General features: G+C 68.3%; 22 protein-coding genes and 1 tRNA gene. All 23 read right to left on the minus strand.

From position 1 onward, the window contains the following. Positions 1 to 2: 2 nt before the first annotated feature. Positions 3 to 302, minus strand: coding sequence for a 50S ribosomal protein L23 (gene rplW / locus AC3EU2_RS03850; RefSeq protein WP_035931761.1), 300 nt, complete (start codon positions 300 to 302; stop codon positions 3 to 5). Further along, positions 299 to 1,267, minus strand: a complete 969-nt coding sequence (gene rplD, locus AC3EU2_RS03855) for a 50S ribosomal protein L4, sunset domain variant (RefSeq protein WP_488178417.1) — start codon at positions 1,265 to 1,267, stop codon at positions 299 to 301. Before rplD ends, rplW begins: the two co-directional genes overlap by 4 nt. Positions 1,268 to 1,272: 5 nt before the next feature. Continuing rightward, positions 1,273 to 1,929, minus strand: a complete 657-nt coding sequence (gene rplC, locus AC3EU2_RS03860; protein WP_488178418.1) for a 50S ribosomal protein L3 — start codon at positions 1,927 to 1,929, stop codon at positions 1,273 to 1,275. Between the two features lie 11 nt (positions 1,930 to 1,940). Beyond that, complete coding sequence (gene rpsJ, locus AC3EU2_RS03865) at positions 1,941 to 2,249, minus strand: 30S ribosomal protein S10 (protein ID WP_009775966.1); 309 nt, start codon at positions 2,247 to 2,249, stop codon at positions 1,941 to 1,943. A gap of 503 nt (positions 2,250 to 2,752) precedes the next feature. Further along, the gene (locus AC3EU2_RS03870) at positions 2,753 to 3,343 is read right to left on the minus strand and encodes a hypothetical protein (RefSeq protein WP_488178419.1); all 591 of its coding nucleotides are present in this window, start codon (positions 3,341 to 3,343) and stop codon (positions 2,753 to 2,755) included. A gap of 255 nt (positions 3,344 to 3,598) precedes the next feature. Continuing rightward, positions 3,599 to 4,795 (minus strand): elongation factor Tu, encoded by a 1,197-nt coding sequence (tuf, locus tag AC3EU2_RS03875; RefSeq protein WP_488178420.1) that lies wholly within the window; start codon positions 4,793 to 4,795, stop codon positions 3,599 to 3,601. Positions 4,796 to 4,959: 164 nt separating this feature from the next. Continuing rightward, entirely contained in the window at positions 4,960 to 7,077 is a 2,118-nt protein-coding gene (gene fusA / locus AC3EU2_RS03880; RefSeq protein ID WP_488178421.1) for an elongation factor G, read from the minus strand. 143 nt (positions 7,078 to 7,220) lie between these two features. Further along, positions 7,221 to 7,691 (minus strand): 30S ribosomal protein S7, encoded by a 471-nt coding sequence (gene rpsG / locus AC3EU2_RS03885; RefSeq protein WP_009775971.1) that lies wholly within the window; start codon positions 7,689 to 7,691, stop codon positions 7,221 to 7,223. Further along, positions 7,691 to 8,065 (minus strand): 30S ribosomal protein S12, encoded by a 375-nt coding sequence (gene rpsL / locus AC3EU2_RS03890; protein ID WP_035931747.1) that lies wholly within the window; start codon positions 8,063 to 8,065, stop codon positions 7,691 to 7,693. The genes rpsG and rpsL overlap by 1 nt, the downstream gene beginning before the upstream one ends. Positions 8,066 to 8,486: 421 nt before the next feature. After that, on the minus strand, positions 8,487 to 9,020 hold the full coding sequence (locus AC3EU2_RS03895) for a GNAT family N-acetyltransferase (protein ID WP_488178422.1): 534 nt from the start codon (positions 9,018 to 9,020) through the stop codon (positions 8,487 to 8,489). 162 nt (positions 9,021 to 9,182) lie between these two features. Then, on the minus strand, positions 9,183 to 13,073 hold the full coding sequence (locus AC3EU2_RS03900) for a DNA-directed RNA polymerase subunit beta' (RefSeq protein ID WP_488178423.1): 3,891 nt from the start codon (positions 13,071 to 13,073) through the stop codon (positions 9,183 to 9,185). A gap of 125 nt (positions 13,074 to 13,198) precedes the next feature. Continuing rightward, positions 13,199 to 16,687, minus strand: a complete 3,489-nt coding sequence (gene rpoB, locus AC3EU2_RS03905; protein WP_488178424.1) for a DNA-directed RNA polymerase subunit beta — start codon at positions 16,685 to 16,687, stop codon at positions 13,199 to 13,201. A 450-nt stretch (positions 16,688 to 17,137) separates the two neighbouring features. Further along, complete coding sequence (gene rplL, locus AC3EU2_RS03910) at positions 17,138 to 17,524, minus strand: 50S ribosomal protein L7/L12 (protein ID WP_488178425.1); 387 nt, start codon at positions 17,522 to 17,524, stop codon at positions 17,138 to 17,140. Positions 17,525 to 17,605: 81 nt separating this feature from the next. Continuing rightward, entirely contained in the window at positions 17,606 to 18,244 is a 639-nt protein-coding gene (rplJ, locus tag AC3EU2_RS03915; protein WP_488178426.1) for a 50S ribosomal protein L10, read from the minus strand. A gap of 534 nt (positions 18,245 to 18,778) precedes the next feature. After that, the gene (locus AC3EU2_RS03920; protein ID WP_488178427.1) at positions 18,779 to 19,588 is read right to left on the minus strand and encodes a hypothetical protein; all 810 of its coding nucleotides are present in this window, start codon (positions 19,586 to 19,588) and stop codon (positions 18,779 to 18,781) included. Positions 19,589 to 19,667: 79 nt separating this feature from the next. After that, positions 19,668 to 19,901, minus strand: coding sequence for a hypothetical protein (locus AC3EU2_RS03925; protein WP_488178428.1), 234 nt, complete (start codon positions 19,899 to 19,901; stop codon positions 19,668 to 19,670). 258 nt (positions 19,902 to 20,159) lie between these two features. After that, positions 20,160 to 20,879, minus strand: coding sequence for a 50S ribosomal protein L1 (gene rplA, locus AC3EU2_RS03930; RefSeq protein WP_488178429.1), 720 nt, complete (start codon positions 20,877 to 20,879; stop codon positions 20,160 to 20,162). Between the two features lie 172 nt (positions 20,880 to 21,051). Then, the gene (gene rplK / locus AC3EU2_RS03935) at positions 21,052 to 21,486 is read right to left on the minus strand and encodes a 50S ribosomal protein L11 (protein ID WP_035931731.1); all 435 of its coding nucleotides are present in this window, start codon (positions 21,484 to 21,486) and stop codon (positions 21,052 to 21,054) included. A 69-nt stretch (positions 21,487 to 21,555) separates the two neighbouring features. Continuing rightward, the gene (nusG, locus tag AC3EU2_RS03940; protein WP_488178430.1) at positions 21,556 to 22,500 is read right to left on the minus strand and encodes a transcription termination/antitermination protein NusG; all 945 of its coding nucleotides are present in this window, start codon (positions 22,498 to 22,500) and stop codon (positions 21,556 to 21,558) included. Positions 22,501 to 22,574: 74 nt separating this feature from the next. Continuing rightward, a complete protein-coding gene (gene secE / locus AC3EU2_RS03945; protein WP_488178431.1) occupies positions 22,575 to 22,847 on the minus strand; it encodes a preprotein translocase subunit SecE in 273 nt (90 codons plus the stop codon). 31 nt (positions 22,848 to 22,878) lie between these two features. Further along, a tRNA-Trp gene (locus AC3EU2_RS03950) sits at positions 22,879 to 22,951 on the minus strand. A gap of 136 nt (positions 22,952 to 23,087) precedes the next feature. After that, complete coding sequence (locus AC3EU2_RS03955) at positions 23,088 to 23,930, minus strand: endonuclease/exonuclease/phosphatase family protein (RefSeq protein ID WP_488178432.1); 843 nt, start codon at positions 23,928 to 23,930, stop codon at positions 23,088 to 23,090. Positions 23,931 to 24,428: 498 nt separating this feature from the next. After that, entirely contained in the window at positions 24,429 to 24,989 is a 561-nt protein-coding gene (locus tag AC3EU2_RS03960) for an RNA polymerase sigma factor (protein ID WP_488178433.1), read from the minus strand. Positions 24,990 to 25,047 lie beyond the last annotated feature (58 nt).

A 25,047-nucleotide genomic window follows, 5' to 3' on the forward strand; every position in this document is an offset into this window, starting at 1 on the left:
TCTCAGGCGCCGGCGCTGCCGAAGATGTCGATCGTGCCCTCGCGGAGGGTGACGATCGCGCGCTTGGTGTCCTTGCGCTTGCCCAGGCCGAAGCGGGTACGCCGCGTCTTGCCCTTGCGGTTGAGCGTGTGGACGGAGTCGACCTTGACGTTGAAGATCTTCTCCACGGCGATCTTGATCTCGGTCTTGTTCGAGCGCGGGTCCACGATGAACGTGTACTTGCCCTCGTCGAGCAGCCCGTAGGACTTCTCGGACACGACCGGTGAAATCAGGATGTCCCGGGGGTCCTTGCCGATGCTCACTTGTCCTCCTCGGAGATCTGCTGGGCGGACTCGCCGCCGGCGGGGACGAAGCCGGCAGCCTTGGCGGCGTCCGCGGAGCGGAACCAGACCTCGGCGGCGGTGGCGTCGTACCAGCGCGAGCCGGGCACGTGGTACTTCATCGAGTCCTTGTTGCCCTTGACGTCGAAGCCCGCAGGAGCGGACCCGTCCTCGAGGGCGGCGTGGCTGTCCGGCCCGAAGCCGGTGTCGGCGTCGGTCTCGTCGGCCTCGACGGTGTCGGTGTCGACGAGCGTGGCGGGCTTGGTGGCCTTCGCCGGCTTGTCGGCCTTCGCGACGGGGGCGGCCTCGGTCTCGACGACCTCGACCGACTCCATGGACGCGACGGCAGCGGCGGGGCCGGCGACGAACGCGTCGAAGGCGGCCTGGGTGAAGACCACGTCGTCCGCGCAGAGCACGTCGTACGTGTTGAGCTGGTCGGCGGCGATGACGTGCACGTTGTCCAGGTTGCGCACCGACTTCATCGACACGATGTCGCTGCGGTCGAGGACGATGAGCATGTTCTTGCGGTCGGTCAGGCCCGCGAGCAGCGCGACGACGTCCTTGGTGGACGGCGCGTTGCCGGTGACGAGCGAGGTGACGACGTGGATGCGGCCGTGACGCGCCCGGTCGGAGAGGGCACCGCGCAGGGCGGCTGCCTTCATCTTCTTGGGGGTCCGCTGCGAGTAGTCACGCGGCTGGGGGCCGTGGACGACGCCACCGCCGGTCCAGTGCGGCGCGCGGGTCGAGCCCGCACGGGCGCGGCCGGTGCCCTTCTGGCGGTGCGGCTTGCGACCACCACCGCGGACCTCGCCGCGGGTCTTGGTCGAGTGCGTGCCCTGACGCGCGGCGGCGAGTTGGGCGACGACGACCTGGTGGATCAGCGGGATGTTGGTCTGCACGTCGAAGATCTCGGCGGGCAGCTCGACGTTGACGGTGTTCGTGGCCATCGTGGTCACGCTCCCTTCACGGCGTTGCGGACGAGCACGACCGCGCCGCGGGGACCGGGAACGGCGCCCTTGACGAGCAGCAGGCCGCGGTCGGCGTCGACGGCGTGGATGGTGAGGTTCTGGGTGGTCTGACGCACGCCACCCATGCGGCCGGCCATGCGCATGCCCTTGAAGACACGACCCGGGGTGGCGCAGCCACCGATCGAGCCCGGCTTGCGGTGGTTCTTGTGGGAACCGTGGGAGGACGAGACGCCGTGGAAGCCGTGACGCTTCATGACACCGGCGAAGCCCTTGCCCTTGGTCGTGCCGGACACGTCGACGGCCTGGCCGGCCTCGAAGGTCTCGGCGGTGAGCTCCTGGCCCAGCGAGTACTCGGCGGCGTCCGCGGTGCGGAGCTCGACGAGGTGGCGGCGCGGCGTGACGCCGGCCTTCTCGAAGTGGCCGGTGAGCGGCTTGGTCACCTTGCGCGGGTCGATCGCGCCGAACGCGATCTGCACGGCGGCGTAGCCGTCCTTGCCCGCGTCGCGGACCTGCGTGACGACGCAGGGACCCGCCTCGATGACGGTGACGGGGATGAGCCGGTTGTCGGCGTCCCACACCTGGGTCATGCCGAGCTTCCTGCCCAGCACACCCTTCACGGTCTTGTCTGCAATGTTGGTCATCTGGTCAACCCTCAGAGCTTGATCTCGATGTTGACGTCAGCCGGGAGGTCGAGGCGCATCAGCGAGTCGACGGCCTTGGGCGTCGGGTCGATGATGTCGATGAGGCGCTTGTGGGTGCGCATCTCGAAGTGCTCGCGGCTGTCCTTGTACTTGTGCGGCGAACGGATGACCACGAAGACGTTCTTCTCCGTGGGCAGCGGCACAGGGCCGACCACCGTTGCGCCGGCACGGGTCACCGTGTCGACGATCTTCCGCGCCGAGTTGTCGATGACCTCGTGGTCATACGACTTCAAGCGGATGCGGATCTTCTGTCCCGCCATCTTGGCTTCCGTCTCTCTCTCGCCGTCGTCTTGCCTCTGTCTGTGGCCGGTACCGGTCCGACCCCCGAGGTCGGGCGTGTCGCGCCCGTTCCGCAGTCCGGCGGCAGACGCGATGGTGCGCGTCGTGTCGTCGGGTGGATCGAATCTCCGGTGAACCGGGGTTGCTCTGGTCTGCCGTGTGTCGCCCCGGGGTCACCGGTTCGGTTGGTTCTCACGTGCACTGGCGGGACGGTGTCTTCTCGAGTGGTCGAGTCGATGGCGTCCTGCACCCAGCAACCTGACAAGTGTGCCAGAGGCGGTGTCGACCTACCAAATCGGGGCTGCCGCAGGCGGCAACGGTGCGCACGTGGCGCGTCGCGCCCACCGGCCGACCCGCCGCCGTCGGCCTCGCTGCCGCCACGCTGACGGGCGTCGGTCCGTGCCGTGCCCGCCGGTCCCGCAGCGCTCGACAGACCCGCGACCCCCGTGGACGGGTCCACGAGGGTCACGGGTGCGGCGGTCGGTCAGCGGGGTCCCCCGCCGCCCAGGACGCCTGCGTCGAACGCCTTGAGGACGGACGCCTTGTCCGCGTCGGTGAGGGTGCCGTCCTCCACGGCGGTGTCGAGCCGCTCGCCGAGCCTCGTGCGGTGCTCCGCCTGGTGCTCGCTGCGGATGTCGGCGAGGGCCGCCGTCAGCTTCGCCTCGGTGACACCGAGCTCCTTGGCCAGGGCGGTGACGTATGCCGCCTGCCGCGCTTCCCGGTCGGCCTCGGTCGGCTGGGTGCCCTCGGCGGGCTTCTCCGTGGGCCGGTTCGCCTCCCGCACCTTCGTGACGGCCGCCTCGACCTTGGCCTCGTCGAGTCCGAGGGCCTCGGCGAGCGCGGCGGAGTCCGCGCCCCGCATGCCGCCCCTGCCACCCGGACCACCGTGGCCACCAGGACGCTCGCCCGTCGTGCCGTCCGTGGTGGCATCGGAGTCGGGGGTGGCGCTCGAGGCGCTGGGCGTCGGGGCGGGCGTGGTCTCGGCCAGCGCCGCGTTGGCGCCGAGCCCGAGGGTGACGATCGCTGCCGCACCGGCCACACCGGCCAGCGCCGTGGTCTTCGTGATCCTCGTCATCAAGGGTGTCCTCTCGTGAGGGCCGGCCCGAATGGCTGACCTCGTTGCCCTCCACTGTCGGGCCGCGATCTGGGGCGCACCCATGGCCAACCTGTCACGAGCCTGTCAGTCCCGGGGGCCGTCCCTCCCCTCCCTCTGGGCGCTGACGGGTGGGGACGCGGAGGGGACGCGGAGGCGACGCGGAAGGGCCCCGTGTGCCGGACGGCATACGGGGCCCTTCGCGATGGGGCGTCAGTGCGACGCGACAGCGTCAGATCACTTGGTGATCTTGGTGACGCGGCCGGCGCCGACGGTCCGGCCACCCTCACGGATGGCGAACTTGAGGCCCTCTTCCATGGCGATCGGCTGGATGAGCTCGACCGACATCTCGGTGTTGTCGCCGGGCATGACCATCTCGGTGCCCTCGGGCAGCGAGACGACGCCGGTGACGTCCGTGGTGCGGAAGTAGAACTGCGGGCGGTAGTTGTCGTAGAACGGCGTGTGACGGCCGCCCTCGTCCTTGGACAGGATGACGACGTTGGCCTCGAAGTTCGTGTGCGGGGTGATCGAGCCCGGCTTGCAGATGACCTGCCCGCGCTCGACCTCCTCGCGCTTGACGCCACGGATGAGGAGACCGACGTTCTCTCCCGCGCGACCCTCGTCGAGGAGCTTGCGGAACATCTCGATGCCGGTGACCGTGGTCTTCGTGGCCGGGCCCTCGTGGATGCCGACGATCTCGACGTCCTCGTTGACCTTGAGGATGCCGCGCTCGATACGACCGGTGACGACGGTGCCACGACCGGTGATCGTGAAGACGTCCTCGACGGGCATGAGGAACGGCTTGTCGACGTCACGCTCGGGCTCCGGGACGGACTCGTCGACCGCGTCCATGAGCTCCATGACGGTCTTGCCCCACTCGGCGTCGCCCTCGAGCGCCTTGAGCGCGGAGACCTTGACCACGGGGACGTCGTCGCCCGGGAACTCGTAGGTCGACAGCAGCTCGCGGACCTCCATCTCGACGAGTTCGAGGATCTCCTCGTCGTCGACCATGTCGGCCTTGTTGAGCGCCACGACGATGTAGGGAACCCCAACCTGGCGAGCCAGGATGATGTGCTCCTTGGTCTGCGGCATCGGGCCGTCAGTGGCGGCGACGACGAGAATCGCACCGTCCATCTGGGCAGCACCGGTGATCATGTTCTTCACGTAGTCCGCGTGACCGGGGCAGTCAACGTGGGCGTAGTGACGCTTCTCGGTCTGGTACTCGATGTGCGCGATGGAGATGGTGATGCCGCGCTGCTTCTCCTCGGGCGCCTTGTCGATGTCGTCGAACGCGAACTGCGGGTTCAGGTCCGGGTACTTGTCGTGCAGGACCTTCGAGATCGCAGCCGTCAGCGTCGTCTTGCCATGGTCAATGTGACCGATGGTGCCGATGTTGACGTGCGGCTTGGTCCGCTCGAACTTTGCCTTCGCCACTTGTTGTCCTCCTCAGGACTCTTCTTTGGTGAAACGCAACACGGCCGTGAGGGACGTGGCGTCGTTCTGGGATGGTGCTTTGGGGATGTGGTTGCTCTGGACGCTGTCGACGTCGTGCCGTGCCGACAGGGTGCCCAGATCCGGACCAGCGACCAGTCTAGCGGTCACTCGCCCCGGGTCTTGGCGATGATCTCCTCGGCCACGGACTTGGGAACCTCGGCGTAGGAGTCGAACTCCATCGAGTAGTTGGCCCGGCCCTGCGTCTTGGACCGGAGGTCGCCGACGTAGCCGAACATCTCGGACAGCGGGACGAGGCCCTTGACGACCTTGGCGCCGCTGATGTCCTCCATGGCCTGGATGTGGCCACGGCGCGAGTTGATGTCGCCGATGACGTCACCCATGTAGAGCTCGGGAGTCCTCACCTCGACGGCCATCATCGGCTCGAGGATCACGGGGTCGGCCTTGCGGACGGCCTCCTTGAGCGCCATCGAGCCGGCGATCTTGAACGCCATCTCCGAGGAGTCGACGTCGTGGTAGGAGCCGTCGAGCAGCGAGGCCTTGATGCCGACGAGCGGGTAACCCGCGAGCACGCCGTACTGCATGGCGTCCTGGATGCCCGCGTCGACCGACGGGATGTACTCGCGCGGGATGCGGCCACCGGTGACCTTGTTCTCGAACTCGTACAGCTCGCCGGACTCGGTGGTGTCGAGCGGCTCGAGACGGATCTGGATCTTGGCGAACTGGCCCGACCCACCCGTCTGCTTCTTGTGGGTGTAGTCGTGCTTCTCGACCGTGCGACGGATGGTCTCGCGGTAGGCGACCTGCGGCTTGCCGACGTTGGCCTCGACCTTGAACTCGCGCTTCATGCGGTCGACGAGGATGTCGAGGTGGAGCTCGCCCATGCCGGCGATGATCGTCTGGCCCGTGTCCTCGTCGAGGTGGACCTGGAAGGTCGGGTCCTCGGCGGAGAGCTTCTGGATGGCCGTGGAGAGCTTCTCCTGGTCACCCTTGGTCTTGGGCTCGATGGCCACCTGGATGACCGGGTCCGGGAACGACATCGACTCGAGCACGATCTGCTGGTCGGGGTCGCTCAGGGTGTCACCGGTCGTGGTGTCCTTGAGGCCGATCGCGGCGTAGATGTGGCCCGCGAGAGCCTCGTCGACCGGGTTCTCCTTGTTGGCGTGCATCTGGAAGAGCTTGCCGATGCGCTCCTTCTTCCCCTTGGTCGTGTTGACGACCGCGGTGCCTGCGGAGATGTGCCCCGAGTAGACCCGGATGAAGGTGAGCGTGCCGAAGAACGGGTGCGTGGCGACCTTGAAGGCCAGCGCCGAGAACGGCTCGGTGGTGTCCGGCTTGCGGGTCAGCTCGACCTCCTCGTGGTTCGGCTTGTGGCCGACCATGGGGGGCACGTCGATCGGCGACGGGAGGTAGTCGACGACCGCGTCGAGCATCGGCTGGACGCCGCGGTTCTTGAACGCCGAGCCACAGAGGATCGGGTAGAGCTCGGAACGGACGGTCAAGGTGCGGATGCCAGCCTTGATCTCGGCCACCGTGAGGTCCTCGCCACCGAGGTACTTCTCCATCAGGGCGTCGTCGGACTCGGCGACGCGCTCGATGAGGTGGTGGCGGTACTCGTCGGCCTTGGCCTGGAGGTCCGCGGGGATCGGCTGGACCTCGTACTTGGCGCCCATGGTGACGTCACCCTTGGAGTCACCGGGCCACACCAGAGCGCGCATCTCGACCAGGTCGATGACGCCGAGGAAGTCGTTCTCGGCACCGATCGGGAGCTGGATGACGAGCGGCTCCGCACCGAGGCGGTCCTTGATGGTGGCGACGGTGAAGTAGAAGTCCGCGCCGAGCTTGTCCATCTTGTTGACGAAGCAGATGCGCGGGACGTCGTACTTGTCGGCCTGGCGCCACACAGTCTCGGACTGGGGCTCGACGCCCTCCTTGCCGTCGAAGACGGCGACGGCGCCGTCGAGGACGCGCAGCGAGCGCTCGACCTCGACGGTGAAGTCGACGTGACCGGGGGTGTCGATGATGTTGACCTGGTTGTCGCCCCAGAAGGAGGTCACGGCGGCGGACGTGATCGTGATGCCGCGCTCCTTCTCCTGCTCCATCCAGTCGGTCGTGGAGGCGCCGTCGTGCGTCTCACCGATCTTGTGGTTGACGCCGGTGTAGAAGAGGATGCGCTCCGTCACCGTCGTCTTGCCGGCATCGATGTGGGCCATGATGCCGATGTTGCGGACCATGGTCAGGTCCGTCAGGACGTCGAGTGCCACTCGTTCATCTCATTCCTGGTAGCTGAAGTTCTGCGTGCTGTGTCGTACGGGGGGCAGTTCCAACGGAACTGCGGTCCCGGTATGCCGGCCCACGCGGTGGACGCGGGTCCCGCGCTCTGCGTGGGCCGGCATACCGGTCGCTGTCACCAGCGGTAGTGCGCGAAGGCCCGGTTCGACTCGGCCATCTTGTGGGTGTCCTCGCGGCGCTTGACTGCGGCGCCGAGGCCGTTGGAGGCGTCGAGGATCTCGTTCATGAGGCGCTCGGTCATCGTCTTCTCACGACGCTGACGCGAATAGCCGACCAGCCAGCGCAGCGACAGGGTCACGGCCCGGTTGGGCTTGACCTCGATCGGCACCTGGTAGGTGGCGCCACCGACACGGCGGGACTTGACCTCGAGCGTCGGCTTGATGTTGTCGAGCGCGCGCTTGAGGAGCAGCACGGGGTCGGTGCCGGTCTTCTCGCGGGCGCCCTCGAGGGCGCCGTAGACGATCGTCTCGGCGATCGACTTCTTGCCGTCGAGGAGGATCTTGTTGACCAGCTGGGTCACGAGCGGGCTCTGGTAGACCGGGTCGATGAGGAGCGGGCGCTTGGGCGCGGGGCCTTTACGGGGCATTACTTCTTCTCCTTCTTGGCGCCGTAGCGGCTGCGAGCCTGCTTGCGGCCCTTGACACCCTGGGTGTCGAGCGAGCCGCGGACGATCTTGTAGCGGACGCCGGGAAGGTCCTTCACACGGCCACCGCGGACGAGCACGATGGAGTGCTCTTGGAGGTTGTGGCCCTCACCGGGGATGTAGGCCGTGACCTCGATGCCCGAGGTGAGTTTGACGCGCGCGACCTTGCGGAGCGCGGAGTTCGGCTTCTTGGGGGTGGTGGTGTACACGCGGGTACACACACCGCGGCGCTGCGGAGAGCCCTTGAGGGCAGGAGTGGTCGTCTTCGTGACCTTGTCCTGCCGGCCCTTGCGCACCAGCTGGTTGATGGTAGGCAACCTGGATCCTTTGTCTGTCTGGTCGATGTCGCGGCGGTTGCCGCGACTCCTTGGGGTGTCCGGAGCGTCGACCCCCGAGGTCGGGCGTGTCACTCCGGGTGCTCTCCCCTGCACTCCCCGCCCCAGCCCGCATCACCCTGAGGTGACTCGGTCGTGGAATGGGGTGCCCGGCGAGAGATGGGCGGCCGTGCGCTGACGCACGCGGCTCGTGTCGTCTGGTCCTAGCCAGACACGCTGATCAACGATACCGGCATGCGGGGAGGGCACCAAATCGCCCCGACCCCACCCCGGCCCCACCCCAACCCCACAGCGACGCCGTCCCAACCTCCCGCGACGTCCCCGTGCCCCCGCACCGTCAGCGCCAGCGGTCGCTATGGCGACCGTTCGCGCTGACGCAAGGGGGGTGCGCGGGGCGGGAGGGTCAGGCGTCGAGGCGTTCGAAAGCGGGGGCGTACCGGAACGGGCCCGCCTGCTCGGGGCGCCACGCGCGCAGCGTCTTCGCCTGGAAGTGGGCCGGGTCCCACGGACCCGGGCAGCCGATGCCCAGGTCGCCGGCGGGCACGAAGCCGAAGTGCCCGTAGTAGGCGGGGTCGCCGAGCAGGACGAGGACCGCGTCGCCGCGCTGCTCGGCCGAGGCGATGACCGAGGCCATGAGCGCCGCGCCGATCCCCTGCCGCTGGAGCTCGGGGGTGACCGCGATCGGCCCCAGACCGACCGAGGGCGACTCCCCCAGCGTCGCGGTGGAGCACATGACGTGCCCGACGACGACGCCGTCGAGCTCGGCGACGAAGGTGAGCTCGTCGATGACGTCCCCGTCGCCCCGCAGCTCGTCGACGAGGCTCGACTCCACTGAGCGGGCGGCCCCCTCGACCCGCGCGAACGCGTCGTCGTGCAGCGCCGCGATCTGGGCGTGGTCCCGGGGCTGCTCGCGCCTGATGGTCATGTCGTCACGCATGCGCCCAGCCTCTCATTGACGGGGCAACGTCAGCGCCAACGGTGGTTACAGCCACCGTTGGCGCTGACGTTGCGACGGGGATCGGGAGGAACGACGAAGGGCGGGTATGCCGTGTGGTGACCACACGGCATACCCGCCCTTGTCGAACGGGTGCGTCAGACCTCAGAGGCGGTCGAGGCCCAGCTCGCTGTCGTCGAGGCGGACGGCCTCGCCCGAACCCGGACCGAACGCCGGGTAGGCGAACTCGTCGTAGCTCGGCATCGAGTACATCGCGGCCTTGGCCTCCTCGGTCGGCTCCACGTTGATGTTGCGGTAGCGCGACAGCCCGGTCCCGGCAGGGATGAGCTTTCCGAGGATGACGTTCTCCTTGAGGCCGAGGAGGGAGTCGGACTTGCCCTCCATGGCGGCCTCGGTGAGCACGCGGGTGGTCTCCTGGAAGGAGGCCGCCGACAGCCACGACTCGGTCGCGAGCGAGGCCTTGGTGATGCCCATGAGCTCGGGACGACCGGAGGCGGGGGTGCCGCCCTCGGAGACGACGCGACGGTTCTCGTCCTCGAAGCGGCCACGCTCGGCGAGCATGCCCGGAAGCAGCTCGGCGTCGCCGGCCTCGATGATCGTGATCCGGCGCAGCATCTGCCGCACGATGACCTCGATGTGCTTGTCGTGGATCGACACGCCCTGCTGGCGGTACACGTGCTGGACCTCGTCCACGAGGTGGATCTGGACCGCACGCGGGCCGAGGATGCGCAGGACCTGCTTCGGGTCGATGGAGCCGACCGTGAGCTGGTGCCCGACCTCGACGCTCTGGCCGTCGGTGACGAGCAGGCGGGCCCGCTTGATCACCGGGTAGGCGTGCTCCTCGGAGCCGTCGTCCGGCGTGAGCAGGATGCGACGCGCCTTGTCGGTCTCCTCGATGGTGATCCGTCCGCTGGCCTCGGCGATCGGGGCGACACCCTTGGGGGTGCGCGCCTCGAAGAGCTCGACGACACGGGGCAGCCCCTGCGTGATGTCGTCACCGGCCACACCACCGGTGTGGAAGGTGCGCATCGTCAGCTGGGTACCCGGCTCACCGATCGACTGGGCCGCGATGATGCCGACGGCCTCGCCGATGTCGACGAGCTTGCCCGTGGCGAGCGAGCGGCCGTAGCAGGCCGCACACGTGCCGACCTTGCTGTCGCAGGTGAGCACGGAGCGGACCTTGACGTTGTCGATCCCGGCCGCGAACAGCGCACCGATGACGAGGTCACCGAGGTCGATGCCGGCCTCGGCCAGCGTCTCGCCGTCCTTGACGACGTCGTCCGCGAGCGTGCGGGCGTAGACCGAGGTCTCGACGTCCTCGTGGACCGTCCGGTTGCCCGTGCGCTCGTCGACGGCCGCGATCGGCATCGGCAGGCCGCGGTCGGTGCCGCAGTCGTCCTCGCGGACGATGACGTCCTGCGACACGTCCACGAGACGACGCGTGAGGTAGCCCGAGTCGGCGGTCCGCAGTGCGGTGTCCGCCAGGCCCTTGCGCGAGCCGTGCGTGGAGATGAAGAACTCGAGCACGGACAGGCCCTCGCGGAAGTTCGCGCGGATCGGTCGCGGGATGATGTCGCCCTTCGGGTTGGACACCAGCCCTCGCATGCCGGCGATCTGGCGCAGCTGCATCCAGTTTCCGCGAGCACCCGACGAGACCATGCGGAAGATGGTGTTGGTCGGCGGGATGTTCGCCTCCATCTCCTTGGCGACCTCGTTGGTGGCCTGCGTCCAGATCTCGATGAGCTCCTGGCGACGCTCGTCGTCGGTGATGAGACCGCGCTCGTACTGGGTCTGGACCTTGGTGGCCTTGGTCTCGTAGGCCTCGAGGATCTCGAGCTTGCGAGGAGGCGTGACGACGTCGGAGATCGCGACCGTGATGCCGGACCGGGTGGCCCAGTGGAAGCCGTACTCCTTGAGTGCGTCGAGCGAGGCCGCGACCTGCACCTTGCTGTAGCGCTCGGCGAGGTCGTTGACGATCGTCGAGAGGCGCTTCTTGTCGACCTGGTCGTTGACGTACGGGTAGTCCACCGGCAGCGTCTCGTTGAAGAGCGCGTTGCCGAGGGACGTCTCCGGCAGCCACTCGGCCACGAAGCCGTCGGCGTCGGGCTCGAGGCCCTCGGGCAGCACGGCCCCGGGGGTCGGGACGACGTCCTTGAGACGGATCCGCACGGGGGTGCCGAGCAGGATCTCGCCGGCGTCGAACGCCATCCGGGCCTCGGAGACGGTCGAGAAGACCCGGCCCTCACCCTGGCTGCCCTCGATGGGCGACGTGAGGTGGTAGAGGCCGATGATCATGTCCTGGGTGGGCATGGTCACGGGGCGGCCGTCGGCCGGCTTGAGGATGTTGTTGCTCGACAGCATGAGGATGCGGGCCTCGGCCTGCGCCTCCGCGGAGAGCGGGACGTGGACGGCCATCTGGTCACCGTCGAAGTCCGCGTTGAACGCGGTGCAGACGAGCGGGTGGATCTGGATGGCCTTGCCCTCGACGAGCTGCGGCTCGAACGCCTGGATGCCGAGTCGGTGCAGCGTGGGTGCACGGTTGAGCAGCACCGGGTGCTCGGTGATGACCTCTTCGAGGACGTCCCACACGACGGAGCGGTGACGCTCGACCATGCGCTTGGCCGACTTGATGTTCTGCGCGTGGTCGAGGTCGACGAGGCGCTTCATCACGAACGGCTTGAACAGCTCGAGGGCCATCTGCTTGGGCAGGCCGCACTGGTGCAGCTTGAGCTGCGGGCCGACGACGATGACCGAACGGCCGGAGTAGTCGACGCGCTTGCCGAGCAGGTTCTGGCGGAAACGCCCCTGCTTGCCCTTGAGCATGTCGGACAGCGACTTGAGCGGACGGTTGCCGGGACCCGTGACCGGGCGGCCACGACGACCGTTGTCGAAGAGGCTGTCGACGGCCTCCTGCAGCATCCGCTTCTCGTTGTTGACGATGATCTCGGGCGCGCCGAGGTCGAGCAGTCGCTTGAGGCGGTTGTTGCGGTTGATGACGCGACGGTAGAGGTCGTTGAGGTCCGACGTCGCGAAGCGGCCACCGTCGAGCTGCACCATCGGGCGCAGGTCCGGGGGGATGACCGGGACGGCGTCGAGGACCATGCCGGCCGGCTTGTTGGTCGTCGTCATGAAGGCGGAGACGACCTTGAGCCGCTTGAGGGCACGGGTCTTCTTCTGGCCCTTGCCGGTGGCGATGATCTCGCGCAGCAGCAGCGCCTCGGCGTCGAGGTCGAAGGACTCCAGACGCTTCTGGATCGCGGCGGCGCCCATGCCACCCTCGAAGTACAGACCGAAGCGGTCACGCATCTCGCGGTAGAGGATCTCGTCGCCCTCGAGGTCTTGGACCTTGAGGTTCTTGAACCGGTCCCACACCTGCGCCAGGCGCTCGACCTGGGCGTCGGCGCGCTTGCGGATCTGGTTCATCTCGCGCTCGGCGGAGTCGCGGACCTTGCGCTTGGCGTCGGACTTGGCACCCTCGGCCTCGAGGGCGGCGATGTCCGCCTCGAGCTTCTTGGCGCGGGTCTCGACGTCGGCGTCGCGACGGTTCTCGAGCTCCTTCTTCTCGACCTCGATCTGAGCCTCGAGCGAGGGCAGGTCGGTGTGACGCTGGTCCTCGTCGACGCTCGTGATCATGTAGGCGGCGAAGTAGATGACCTTCTCGAGGTCCTTCGGGGCGAGGTCGAGCAGGTAGCCCAGGCGCGACGGGACGCCCTTGAAGTACCAGATGTGGGTGACGGGGGCGGCGAGCTCGATGTGGCCCATCCGCTCACGACGCACGGCCGCACGGGTCACCTCGACGCCGCAGCGCTCACAGATGATGCCCTTGAAGCGGACGCGCTTGTACTTGCCACACGCGCACTCCCAGTCCCGGGTCGGGCCGAAGATCTTCTCGCAGAAAAGTCCGTCCTTCTCGGGCTTGAGGGTGCGGTAGTTGATGGTCTCAGGCTTCTTCACCTCGCCATGGCTCCACTCACGGATGGAGTCGGCAGTGGCGAGGCCAATGCGCAGTTCGTCGAAGAAGTTGACGTCGAGCACGTGGTTCCTTCTCTCGTTGCTCTAGCTGAAAGTCAAAAAATCAATGCAGGTGGGTCGTCGGGGACCCTGGGTATGCCGTGCGCTCGCCGAGCGCGGTGTGCGGGAGCGAGCGCACGGCATACGGATCAGACCTCTTCGACCGAACTGGGCTCGCGGCGGGACAGGTCGATACCGAGCTCCTCCGCGGCGCGGAAGACGTCCTCTTCGGCCTCACGCATCTCGATGGCCTGGCCGTCGCTGGACAGGACCTCGACGTTGAGGCAGAGGCTCTGCATCTCCTTGATGAGCACCTTGAAGGACTCGGGGATGCCGGGCTCGGGGATGTTGTCGCCCTTGACGATGGCCTCGTAGACCTTCACGCGGCCGTTGACGTCGTCCGACTTGATCGTCAGCAGCTCCTGCAGCGCGTAGGCGGCGCCGTAGGCCTCGAGCGCCCACACCTCCATCTCACCGAAGCGCTGGCCACCGAACTGGGCCTTACCGCCGAGCGGCTGCTGGGTGATCATCGAGTACGGACCCGTGCTGCGTGCGTGGATCTTGTCGTCCACGAGGTGGTGCAGCTTGAGGATGTACATGTATCCGACCGAGACCGGCTCCGGGTACGGCTCGCCGGAGCGGCCGTCGAAGAGCATGGTCTTGCCGGACCCGTCGATGAGACGGACACCGTCACGGGTCTTGCGGGTGCTGTCGAGCAGGCCGACGATCTCGTTCTCGCGCACGCCGTCGAAGACGGGCGAGGCGACCCGGGTGCCGGGCTCGGCCGAGCGGGCGTCGGAGGGGATGAGGTCGGCCCACTCGGGCTTGCCCTCGATGTCCCAACCACGGCTCGCGGCCCAGCCCAGGTGCAGCTCGAGGATCTGGCCGATGTTCATTCGACCGGGGACCCCGAGCGGGTTGAGCACGACGTCGACCGGTGTGCCGTCCTCGAGGAACGGCATGTCCTCGACCGGCAGGATCTTGGAGATGACGCCCTTGTTGCCGTGACGACCGGCGAGCTTGTCACCGTCGGTGATCTTGCGCTTGTTGGCGACGTAGACGCGCACGAGCTGGTTGACGCCCGGGGGCAGCTCGTCGCCGTCGTCCTTCTCGAACACCTTGACGGCGATGACCGTTCCGGTCTCACCGTGGGGCACCTTGAGGGAGGTGTCGCGGACCTCGCGCGCCTTCTCACCGAAGATCGCACGGAGCAGGCGCTCCTCCGGGGTCAGCTCGGTCTCGCCCTTGGGCGTGACCTTGCCGACGAGGAGGTCGCCGTCGCGGACCTCGGCACCGATGCGGATGATCCCGCGCTCGTCGAGGTCCGCGAGGACCTCCTCGGAGACGTTGGGGATATCGCGGGTGATCTCCTCCGGACCGAGCTTGGTGTCACGGGCGTCGACCTCGTGCTCCTCGATGTGGATCGAGGAGAGGACGTCGTCCTGCACCAGTCGCTGGCTGAGGATGATCGCGTCCTCGTAGTTGTGGCCCTCCCACGGCATGAACGCCACGAGGAGGTTGCGACCGAGCGCCATCTCGCCACCGTCGGTCGCGGGACCGTCGGCGATGAGTCCGGACTTCTCGACCCGGTCACCCTCGGCCACGACCACACGCTGGTTGTAGCTGTTGCCCTGGTTGGAGCGGGTGAACTTGTCGATCCGGTAGGTGCGCGAGGTGCCGTCGTCGGCGGCGACCGTGACGAGGTCAGCCGAAACTTCAGTGACCACGCCCGCTTTTTCGGCGATGACGACGTCACCGGAGTCGACCGCTGCGCGGTACTCCATGCCGGTCCCGACGAGCGGGGCCTCGGCCTTGACGAGCGGCACGGCCTGACGCTGCATGTTGGACCCCATGAGCGCGCGGTTGGCGTCGTCGTGCTCGAGGAACGGGATGAGCGCGGTCGCGGCCGAGACCATCTGGCGGGCGGAGACGTCGATGTAGTCGACGTCGTCACCCGGGATGTACTCGACCTCGCCACCCTTGACGCGCACGAGCACGCGCTCGTGGGCGAAGCGCTCACCCTCGGCGTCGAGGGTCGCGTTGGCCTGGGCGATGACGTGCTCGTCCTCTTCGTCCGCCGACAGGTAGTGGATCTCGTCGGTGATGCGACCCTTGGTGACCTTGCGGTACGGGGTCTCGATGAAGCCGAACGCGTTGATGCGGCCGTAGGACGCGAGCGAGCCGATGAGGCCGATGTTCGGGCCCTCAGGGGTCTCGATCGGGCACATGCGGCCGTAGTGCGACGGGTGGACGTCACGGACCTCCATGCCGGCGCGGTCACGGGAGAGACCACCCGGGCCCAGGGCGGACAGACGACGCTTGTGCGTCAGCCCCGACAGCGGGTTGTTCTGGTCCATGAACTGCGACAGCTGGGAGGTGCCGAAGAACTCCTTGATCGAGGCCACCACGGGGCGGATGTTGATCAGGGTCTGCGGCGTGATCGCCTCGACGTCCTGCGTGGTCATCCGCTCGCGGACGACGCGCTCCATCCGGGACAGGCCCGTGCGGACCTGGTTCTGGATGAGCTCGCCGACGTTGCGCAGGCGACGGTTGCCGAAGTGGTCGATGTCGTCGGTCTCGACCCGCACGTCCACGGACTCGCCCTTGCGGGTGCCCGGGAGCGTCTCGTCGCCGTTGTGCAGGGCGACGATGTACTTGATGGTCGCGACGATGTCGTCGATGGACAGCGTCGAGTTGGTGAGCTCGCCGTCGAGGCCGAGCTTCTTGTTGATCTTGTAGCGACCGACCTTGGCCAGGTCGTAGCGCTTGCCGTTGAAGTAGAGGTTGTCGAGCAGGTTCTGCGCGGCCTCACGGGTGGGCGGTTCGCCCGGACGGAGCTTGCGGTAGATGTCGAGCAGCGCGTCGTCCTGGCCCTGGGTGTTGTCCTTGTCCAGGGTGAGCTCGATCGACTCGTAGCCGGCGAACTCCTCGCGGATCTGCGCCTCGGTCATGCCGAGCGCCTTGAGGAGGACGGTGACCGACTGCTTGCGCTTGCGGTCGACGCGGACGCCGACCATGTCGCGCTTGTCGATCTCGAACTCGAGCCAGGCGCCACGGCTCGGGATGATCTTGGCGGTGTAGATGTCCTTGTCGGACGTCTTGTCGGCGGTGCGCTCGAAGTAGACGCCCGGGCTGCGGACGAGCTGCGAGACGACGACCCGCTCGGTGCCGTTGATGATGAAGGTGCCGCGCTCGGTCATGAGCGGGAAGTCGCCCATGAAGACGGTCTGGCTCTTGATCTCACCGGTGGTGTTGTTCATGAACTCGGCGGTGACGAACAGGGGCGCGGAGTAGGTCTGGTCGCGCTCCTTGCAGTCCTCGATCGAGTACTTGACGTCTTCGAAGCGGTGGTCGCGGAACGAGAGCGACATGGAGCCGCTGAAGTCCTCGATCGGGGAGATCTCCTCGAAGATGTCCTCGAGCCCGGACCGCTCCGGGACGTCGTCACGGCCGACAGCGCGCGCTTCGGCGACGCGCTCCTGCCAGCGCTCGTTGCCGAGGAGCCAGTCGAAGCTCTCGGTCTGGAGAGCGAGGAGGTCAGGGACCTCCAGGGGCTCACGGATCTTGCCGAACGAGAGACGGCCCGAAGCCGTCAATGCGGTGGTCACGGTCTTGGACGCGGTGCGCGAGGCAGCCAAGGATGGTCCTTCCACTGGCCATGTGTTTGTACGGAGGTCGCACGACCCAGGACTCCCGAGTGCTCGTGCCTTGGTGCGGCCACGCCGTGCAGTAGCCGGGTTGCGGCGGGGGCACGGCAGAGGACGCTCGGCGGGAGCGGACGGAGGTCATGGGCAGGGCAAAGCACGAGTCTAGACCAAAAAGGGCACAACCGTCCAACCCTGTCCAATCACGCCCCTCGCGGGAGCGGACGCAGGTCCGGTCAACCGTCGCATGCGGCAAGCACGCGGTGTGACCCGGAAAGGATGACTCGCGCAGCGCCGGACGTCAAGCGCTGTCGCCGGCATACCTGGCGTGTCGCCATGATGGGAGGCCCTGTGGGACACCCAGCGGGACCGGAACGGGCGGGACGGATCCGAGGATCCGTCCCGCCCGTTCGCGAGGTGATTCAGCCTCTGTCGAGGCTCAGCTCACTTGAGCTCGACGGTCGCGCCTGCGCCCTCGAGCTGCTCCTTGGCCTTGTCGGCCGCGGCCTTGTCGACCTTCTCGAGGACGGCCTTGGGGGCGCCGTCGACGAGGTCCTTGGCCTCCTTGAGACCGAGGGAGGTCAGGGCGCGGACCTCCTTGATGACGGCGATCTTCTTGTCGCCGGCGGCGACGAGGACGACGTCGAACTCGTCCTGCTCCTCGGCGGCAGCGGCGTCGCCGCCACCACCGGCGGGAGCCGCAGCGGCCGCGACGGGCGCGGCGGCGGTGACGCCGAAGGTGTCCTCGAACTGCTTGACGAACTCGGAGAGCTCGATGAGGGTCATCTCCTTGAAAGCCTCAAGGAGCTCGTCGGTGCTGAGCTTGGCCATGATGGCGCCTTTCTACTTCTGTGTATGCCGTGAGTGGCGGTGAGGTGGAAAACCTGGGTCCGTGCGTCGAGACGCGCGAACTCAGGCGTCGTCGCCACCCGTGGCGACGTCTGCGGTTGCCTCGGCCGCAGGTGCGGCTTCGGCGGGTGTCTCTTCACCAGCGGTCTCGGCTGCGGGCGCAGCGGCAGAACCACCGATCGGGCCCTCTGCCTCGACCTTGGCGCGCAATGCGTCGACGACCCGAGCGGTCTGCGACAACGGAGCGGCGAAGAGGTAGACGGCCTTGCTGAGCGAGGCGTTCATGGCGCCGGCCAGCTTGGCGAGGAGGACCTCGCGGGACTCGAGGTCCGCGAGCTTGGTGATCTCCTCGGCCGAGAGCGCCTTGCCGTCGAGCAGGCCGCTCTTGATCACGAGGAGGGGGTGTGCCTTGGCGAAGTCACGCAGGCCCTTGGCGGCCTCGACCGGGTCACCATCGACGAAGGCGATGGCGGAGGGTCCCACGAACTGCCCGTCGAAGGCCGTGACTCCGGCCTCCTTGGCGGCGAGCTCGGTCAGCGTGTTCTTGACCACGGCGTAGGTCGCGTTGCCACGAAGGGCGGCGCGAAGGTCGGTGATCTGCTTCACCGAGAGCCCGCGGTACTCCGTGAGGACAGTGGCGTTGGAGCTACGGAACTTCTCCGCGAGCTCGGCGATCGCCGCGGTCTTGTCTGCACGAGACATTCGGGCCTCCTTCCGTCGGTACGACCATCGGGTGAAGCAGCCGCGAAATGAGAATGAGCCCCGGCGCAGGGCGCGGGGCTCAAGCAGACACGACGGGGAAGTCGCATGTGGTCGAAACTCGGCCTGCGCTGGTTGCCCGCTCTCGCGGATCCTTCGGTCAGGTGCGGATGCACCCGACAACCGGCGGTCTTTGGTCAAGGGACACAGTAGACGCGTCACGCCCCGGCAGCCAAATCGGCCCCCGGCGCTTCCTGCGTCCGCAACCCTGGTCGGGTTCGCGACCACCCTTGCGGACGCCCGGGTATGCCGGCCGCGTGCGTCCGCAACCCTGGTCGGGTTCGCGACCACCCTTGCGGACGCCCGGGTATGCCGGCCGCGTGCGTCCGCAACCCTGGTCGGGTTCGTGACCACCGCTGCGGACGCCCGGGTATGCCGGCCGCGTGCGTCCGCAACCCTGGTCGGGTTCGCGACCAAGGTTGCGGACGCTGCGGCGGCCGGGGGTCGCCGGGGCAGTCGGGGTCGGGTGGGGTGGGGTCAGCCGGCGGAGGGGAAGCTCATCGGACCGACCTGGTCCGCGGGCGGCGCGGTGATCTGGACCTTCTTGCCCCAGTCGCCGTAGGTGACCTTGATCGACTGGCTGGCCACCTGGGTGGAGAGGGTGACCGGGCGGTCGTCCCTGTCGAGGACGTAGACCATGGTCAGCGGCTGCGCCGAGGCGCTCGCCGACGGGCTCGGGGACGCGGTCGCCCCCATGGCCTTGGCGGGGTCGACCGAGAACTCGTAGGTGGTGCTGTCGGCGGACGCGGCCTTGACCGTCGCCTGCGTGCCCTTGAGGTTGGCGGCCATCTTGGAGGGGTCGCTGACGCCACCCTCGACGATGCCCTTGAACATCTGGCTCAGCGGGTCGTCGGCGGCGGGGTCGATCTTGACCCACGGCTTGGCCTGGCCCGGGAGGCCCTTGAGGTAGACGAAGTCGCCGACAGCGACGATCTCCATCTCGGAGCCCTCGATCGGGACCGTGGTGTGCTGCTCGAGCTTGCCGTCGACGTAGCGGAAGTCCCCCGTGGCCGTCTCGCCGCCGGTGTCCATCGTCATCGTGCCGCTGCCGGCCTTCTCCATCGCCGCGACCATGCGTCTCGCGACCTCGCCGGCGTCGGCCTTGTCGCCCTGGGCCGCATCCTTGGCATCCGCGGACGTGGAACCCGAGGCCTTGGGGTCGGACGACCCGGTGTCGGCCGAGCCGGTGTCGGCCGAGCCGGTGTCGGCCGAGCCGCAGGCGCCGAGCGCGAGCAGCCCGGCGAGTGCGAGAGCCGCACCGCTGGAGCGGCGCATCGTGAGTGTCATGGGTTCCCTCCCCTGTTGAGTGCCTCGAGCGTAACGGCGAGCCCCGCCGCACCACGAACCCGTCGGCGGGCGAGAGCCCTCAGAAGGCCGTGAACCCGGACACGAGCCAGCGGTCGCCGACGCGGTTCACCGTCGCGAGGACCCGGTTCTGCTCGATCGAGGGTTCCTCCTGGGTGTCGCTGGGGCGGGCCTGGTTGACGAAGGCCTGCACGGTGACGGTCCGGTCGGTCTGCGAGACCACCCCGACCTCGCTGACGCGGGCCCGGACGACCGTCTTGTCCTTCTGGGCGAGGGGGACGATTGTCGTCGTCATCGTCGTGCCGGACTCGTCCTGGAAGGTACCGTGAGCAGCGCCTGGCTGGCCGGCAGCTGCTGGGTCATCGTTGTGCGTGGTTGTCGCTGAGGATCTCCTCCCGCGCCCCGAGCGGGCGAGGGAGCGGAAGAGCGCCGGCGCGAGCGCGCGACGCCGGCCGGGCTCGGCCCGAGGGACGCGCTGTTCATGCCGCGTCCCGGGCAGCACGAAGGCCCCCACCCGTCACGGGTGGGGGCCTTCGTCGTCCGGCGGGGGGACTCAGGCGTCGGCCTGGTCCTCGCCGAGCAGGTTGCGGGTCTTGGTGAAGTCCACCGGGATGCCGGGGCCCATCGTCGTCGACATCGTGGCCTTGCTGATGTAGCGGCCCTTTGACGACGCGGGCTTGAGGCGGAGGATCTCCTCGAGCGCGGCGGCGTAGTTCTCGACGAGCTTGGTCTCGTCGAAGGACGCCTTGCCGATGATGAAGTGGAGGTTCGCGTGCTTGTCGACGCGGAACTCGATCTTGCCGCCCTTGATGTCGGTCACGGCCTTGGCCGTGTCCATGGTGACCGTGCCGGTCTTCGGGTTCGGCATGAGACCACGCGGGCCCAGGACCTTGCCGAGACGACCGACCTTGCCCATGAGGTCGGGGGTGGCGACGATCGCGTCGAAGTCGAGCCAGCCGTTCGCGACCTTCTCGAGGAGGTCGTCGGAGCCCACGTAGTCCGCGCCGGCAGCCTTGGCCGCCTCGGCCTTGTCGCCGTTGGCGAAGACGAGGACGCGGGCGGTCTTGCCCGTGCCGTGCGGGAGGTTGACGGTGCCACGGACCATCTGGTCGGCCTTGCGCGGGTCGACGCCGAGTCGCATCGCGACCTCGACCGTCTCGTCGTACTTGGCCTTGGCGCCCGCCTTGGCGAGGCGGACGGCCTCGCGCGGTGCGTAGGCGGTGTCCGGGTCGATCTGCTCCGCGGTGGCGCGGTAGCCCTTGCTGCGCTTCATGTCTGCTCCTGGTGTCTCAGTGGTGGAGTCGTGGTCCGGGCCAGCGCTGGCCCTCCCACCCGCTTCGCCCGAGGGGGCGAAACGCTTCCGGTATGCCGGCCGCCCCCGTCTGGGGGGTCCCACGCTGTGCGCGGGCCGGTCGGCACACCGACGTCGGTCTCGATCGTCCCCCTCAGAGGGAGGTCTCGATACCCATCTGACGGGCCGTACCGGCGATGATCTTCATCGCGGCGTCGATGTCGTTGGCGTTGAGGTCCGGCATCTTCTGCTCGGCAATCTCGCGCACCTGGTCCGTGGTCAGCTTGGCGACCTTGGTCTTGTGCGGCTCGCCGGAGCCCTTCTGGACGCCCGCGGCCTTCTTGATCAGCTCGGAGGCCGGCGGGGTCTTGGTGATGAAGGTGAACGAGCGGTCCTCGAACACGGTGATGACGACGGGGATGATGTTGCCCCGCTGGTGCTCGGTCGCAGCGTTGTACTGCTTGACGAACTCCATGATGTTGACACCGTGCTGACCGAGGGCGGGGCCCACGGGAGGAGCCGGGGTCGCCGCACCAGCCTGGATCTGCAGGTTGATGTAGCCGGAGACCTTCTTGCTCTTGGGAGGCATGTCTGTGTTCCTTTTGTTGGTTGTGGGCCCACGCCGTGGGCGATGACCCGGTTGCAGAGCTGGCGGACGTCAGATCTTGGTGACCTGGCTGAACGACAGCTCGACCGGGGTCTCCCGGCCGAAGATGGAGACGAGGACCTTGAGCTTCTGGCTCTCGGCGTTGATCTCGGAGATCGTCGCCGGCAGGGTCTCGAAGGGGCCGTCCATGACGGTGACCGACTCGCCGACCTCGAAGTCGACGATGGCGGGGCCGGAGGCGGACCCGCCACCGGAGCCGGAGGAGCCGGACCCGGAGGCCGCGGAGGCGGCGAGCTCGAGGTCGGCCGGCTTGATCATCGTGTAGACCTCGTCGAGGCTCAGCGGCACCGGCTGGTGGGCGTTGCCGACGAAACCGGTGACACCGGGCGTGTGGCGCACGGCGCCCCACGACTCGTCGGTGAGGTCCATGCGGACGAGGACGTACCCGGGCATCCGGACCCGGCGGACCAGCTTGCGCTGACCGCTCTTGATCTCGGTGACCTCCTCCATGGGGACCTCGATCTCGAAGATGTAGTCCTCCATGTTGAGGGACTGGATCCGGGTCTCGAGGTTGGTCTTCACGCGGTTCTCGTAGCCCGCGTAGGAGTGGATGACGTACCAGTCGCCGAACTTCGACGCGAGGTCTTCCTTGAAGGCCTTGACCGGGTCGATCTCGGTGGGGACGACGTCGCCGTCCTCGTCGGTCTCGGTCGTGGCCGACACGAGGGCGCTCTCGCCGACCTCGTCCTCGTCCTCGTCGGAGTCGGAGTCGCCGGTGACGGACTCCTCGGAGTCGGTGTCGGACTCGTCGGACTCGGACTCGTCGGTGTCGAGGCTCTCGCGGGGCGCGTCGGGGAGCGTGTCAAGGAACGCGGGGGCGGTGTCGCCGAGAGACAGCGACTCACGCTGGGCGGCGCTGTCGACCTCGTCGACGGCGAGGGTCTCGGGGTCGCCAGAGGTCGACTCGGCGTCCTGGGACGTCGTGTGGTCGGACACGTGCGGACCTACTTCCTGTACAGCGTTGAGTTCCATCGTGGTGCGGGCGCGACCTCGCGGACGTGCCCGGGGGCTCAGCCCCCGTTGCCGAAGACCAGACCGACCAGCTTGCTGAAGCCGAAGTCGAGTCCGGACACGATCGCCATCATCACCGTGACGAAGACGATGACGACGATGGTGTAGTTCCACAGCTCGGAGCGCGTCGGTCGAACGACCTTGCGCAGCTCGTCGAGGATCTGGCTGATGAACAGACCGAGGGATCCGAAGAGCCGCGACACGGGGTTGCGCCCGTCGCGGGCGCGCTTCGTCGCCTGCTTCGAGTCGCGGGACTCGCCCACTTCCGTCACGATGCCTCTTCTCCGAAATGATCTGAACCTGCAGGGCAGGAGGGACTCGAACCCCCAACCGCCGGTTTTGGAGACCGGAGCTCTACCAATTGAGCCACTGCCCTAGGAACGCACCCGCTGGGCCGGTGGTTCCGAGGTGACGGCAGGCATGACGAATCATGGTGCAATCACCGATCAACCAGCATACGGGAAGCCCCGGTCCGACGCGAAACCGTCGGACCGGGGCCCAGTGTCGCCGGCTCAACTCAGCGGGAGCTTGCCGAAGAGCATGCGGTGGTCCGAGGCGGTGGGTGCGACATCCACCGTCCCACCGCTCGCACGCGAGCCGGTCTTCGCGACGAAGACGTAGTCGATCTTCTTCCTGTAGAACGTGGCCCTGCCATCGCGCCGGGTGTTCCCCGCTCCCGCCGTCTGGCTGATCTCGCGGAAGTCGCCCTCGGCCCTCGGCCCGACCCCGTACAGCCGGTTCATCGCCCGCTCCCCGGGCTGGCTGTTGAAGTCACCGCCGATGATGACGACGTCGTGCTGCTTCCACGCACGCACCTTGGTGCGCATCTCCCGCGTGGTCGCCAGGCGTACCGCGTCGCGGTCGTCGCCCTTCCCGGCGGCGAGGTGGGTCGAGCAGGCCCGCGTCGTGCGGCCGGCGTGCATGAAGGTGAGGCAGGCCATGCCGTAGGTCTGGTCGTCCTGGCCGTCCACCGCGAAGTCGACGGAGTCAGCCTGGGCCGCCAGCCCCTTCTTCGAGAAGACGACGGCTTCGCCGATGACCTTGTCGGAACAGTCGGCCTGGTTCGTGCGGCGGGGATGGAACGCCGTGGGTCCCAGAGCATCAAGGCGCGGGAGCATGCTCTGACAGACCTCCTGCACGAGCACCACCTGCGGCCCGGGCATGTTCGCTGCCTTCGTGATCACCCTGGACAGCGCTGTGTCGTTCTTGGCGATGTTGTGCGTGATGACGCCGATGGATCCGGGCGCGGCCTGAGCGGGTGCGGCGGCGGTGGTGGCGGTCACCCCGATGGCCCCGGTCAGCGCGATGCCGGCAACCGCCAGCGATGCGACGTGTCGAACCTTCGAACGAGTCATGTCTCCCCCAGTGGGACGTGGAGCGCCGCGTCTCGGCCCCCCGGTGCGCCCCACCGTCGCACCGCCGGCCGATCGCGACCATGGGGAGCGCTCCCCGCCGTCGGGCGACTCACTCGAAGGGCGGGCGGACGATGACCCGGGCGCCCCCGCGCGCCCGGGTCATCGACGCTCGTGCCGACCGGCCGCAGGACCTGACCGGCGGGACCCCGTGTCCCGGCTGCCCCACGCCAGACCGGCCACGCCGAGCACGAGGACCACCACCCAGAAGCCCGTCGTCGAGACCGCGTCCCCGAGAGGTCGAGCGCCTGCACCACCCGGGCAGCACGGCGCCAGCCAGGGCCGACAGGGGAAGCGCGCTGGCGATGACGGCACCGGCCCGCAGCTGGACGAGCCGCACCGGCCACGACGGGCTGGCCACGGCCACCTCCCACCCGGGGTCGGCGTGCGAGTATGCCGTGAGCAGGCTTTCGTCCGCGTGCCACGGTCGCTACGGCTGGGTCATGGAGCGCCTCCGGCCAGGTCTGCCCGGAGTTGCGCCTTGGCGCGGTGCAGCCGGGTCTTGACGGTGTTCTGCGGGATGCCGAGCAGGGTCGCGGCCTCGCGGCTGGTCAGTCCGTCGAGGACGGTCTCCTCGACGACGGCCCGCATGTCCGGGCTGAGCCGTTCGAGGGCGCCGCCGAGGTCGCCGTACTCGATGCCGAGCAGGACCCGTTCCCCTGCGCTCTCGGACGCCGACGGCGTCTGCGACGCCGGGAGCGGCGCCACGACCGTGCGGACCGCCCCCGGGGAGCGGAGTCGGGAGACGAGCCGCCGGATCGCGATGCCCCAGAGCCAGGCGGCCACCTCGCCGTCGCCACGCCACGAGCCGCTCGCCCGCCACACCGACGTGAAGCAGTCTGGGAGCGCGTCGGCGACGACGTCCGGGTCGCTGCACCGACGGCGGAGCCGCGCGGCGAGCCACGGTGAGTGGCGGTCGTAGAGCACCCGCAGGGCGTCAACGTCCCCCCGGTGGAGGGCCCGGACCAGCTCCGCGTCAGCGGGCTCATCGACGTGCCACATACAACGACTGTCGCAGCGCCCAGCCGGGAGGGTTCCCGCCTTGAGCAGATATTTCGGT

The sequence above is a fragment of the Knoellia sp. B-D-2 genome (assembly GCF_057714695.1).

Bases quoted from the DNA above. Each gene is read 5' to 3' on its own strand.
- rpsJ (WP_009775966.1), bottom strand. From the start codon at position 2,249: ATGGCGGGACAGAAGATCCGCATCCGCTTGAAGTCGTATGACCACGAG.
- rplA (WP_488178429.1), bottom strand. From the start codon at position 20,879: ATGAAGCGCAGCAAGGGCTACCGCGCCACCGCGGAGCAGATCGACCCG.
- AC3EU2_RS03925 (WP_488178428.1), bottom strand. From the start codon at position 19,901: ATGACGACGACAATCGTCCCCCTCGCCCAGAAGGACAAGACGGTCGTC.
- AC3EU2_RS03895 (WP_488178422.1), bottom strand. From the start codon at position 9,020: ATGCGTGACGACATGACCATCAGGCGCGAGCAGCCCCGGGACCACGCC.
- rplJ (WP_488178426.1), bottom strand. From the start codon at position 18,244: ATGTCTCGTGCAGACAAGACCGCGGCGATCGCCGAGCTCGCGGAGAAG.
- rplD (WP_488178417.1), bottom strand. From the start codon at position 1,267: ATGGCCACGAACACCGTCAACGTCGAGCTGCCCGCCGAGATCTTCGAC.
- rplK (WP_035931731.1), bottom strand. From the start codon at position 21,486: ATGCCTCCCAAGAGCAAGAAGGTCTCCGGCTACATCAACCTGCAGATC.
- AC3EU2_RS03920 (WP_488178427.1), bottom strand. From the start codon at position 19,588: ATGACACTCACGATGCGCCGCTCCAGCGGTGCGGCTCTCGCACTCGCC.
- rplC (WP_488178418.1), bottom strand. From the start codon at position 1,929: ATGACCAACATTGCAGACAAGACCGTGAAGGGTGTGCTGGGCAGGAAG.
- rplL (WP_488178425.1), bottom strand. From the start codon at position 17,524: ATGGCCAAGCTCAGCACCGACGAGCTCCTTGAGGCTTTCAAGGAGATG.
- AC3EU2_RS03955 (WP_488178432.1), bottom strand. From the start codon at position 23,930: ATGACTCGTTCGAAGGTTCGACACGTCGCATCGCTGGCGGTTGCCGGC.
- AC3EU2_RS03870 (WP_488178419.1), bottom strand. From the start codon at position 3,343: ATGACGAGGATCACGAAGACCACGGCGCTGGCCGGTGTGGCCGGTGCG.
- AC3EU2_RS03960 (WP_488178433.1), bottom strand. From the start codon at position 24,989: ATGTGGCACGTCGATGAGCCCGCTGACGCGGAGCTGGTCCGGGCCCTC.
- rpsG (WP_009775971.1), bottom strand. From the start codon at position 7,691: ATGCCCCGTAAAGGCCCCGCGCCCAAGCGCCCGCTCCTCATCGACCCG.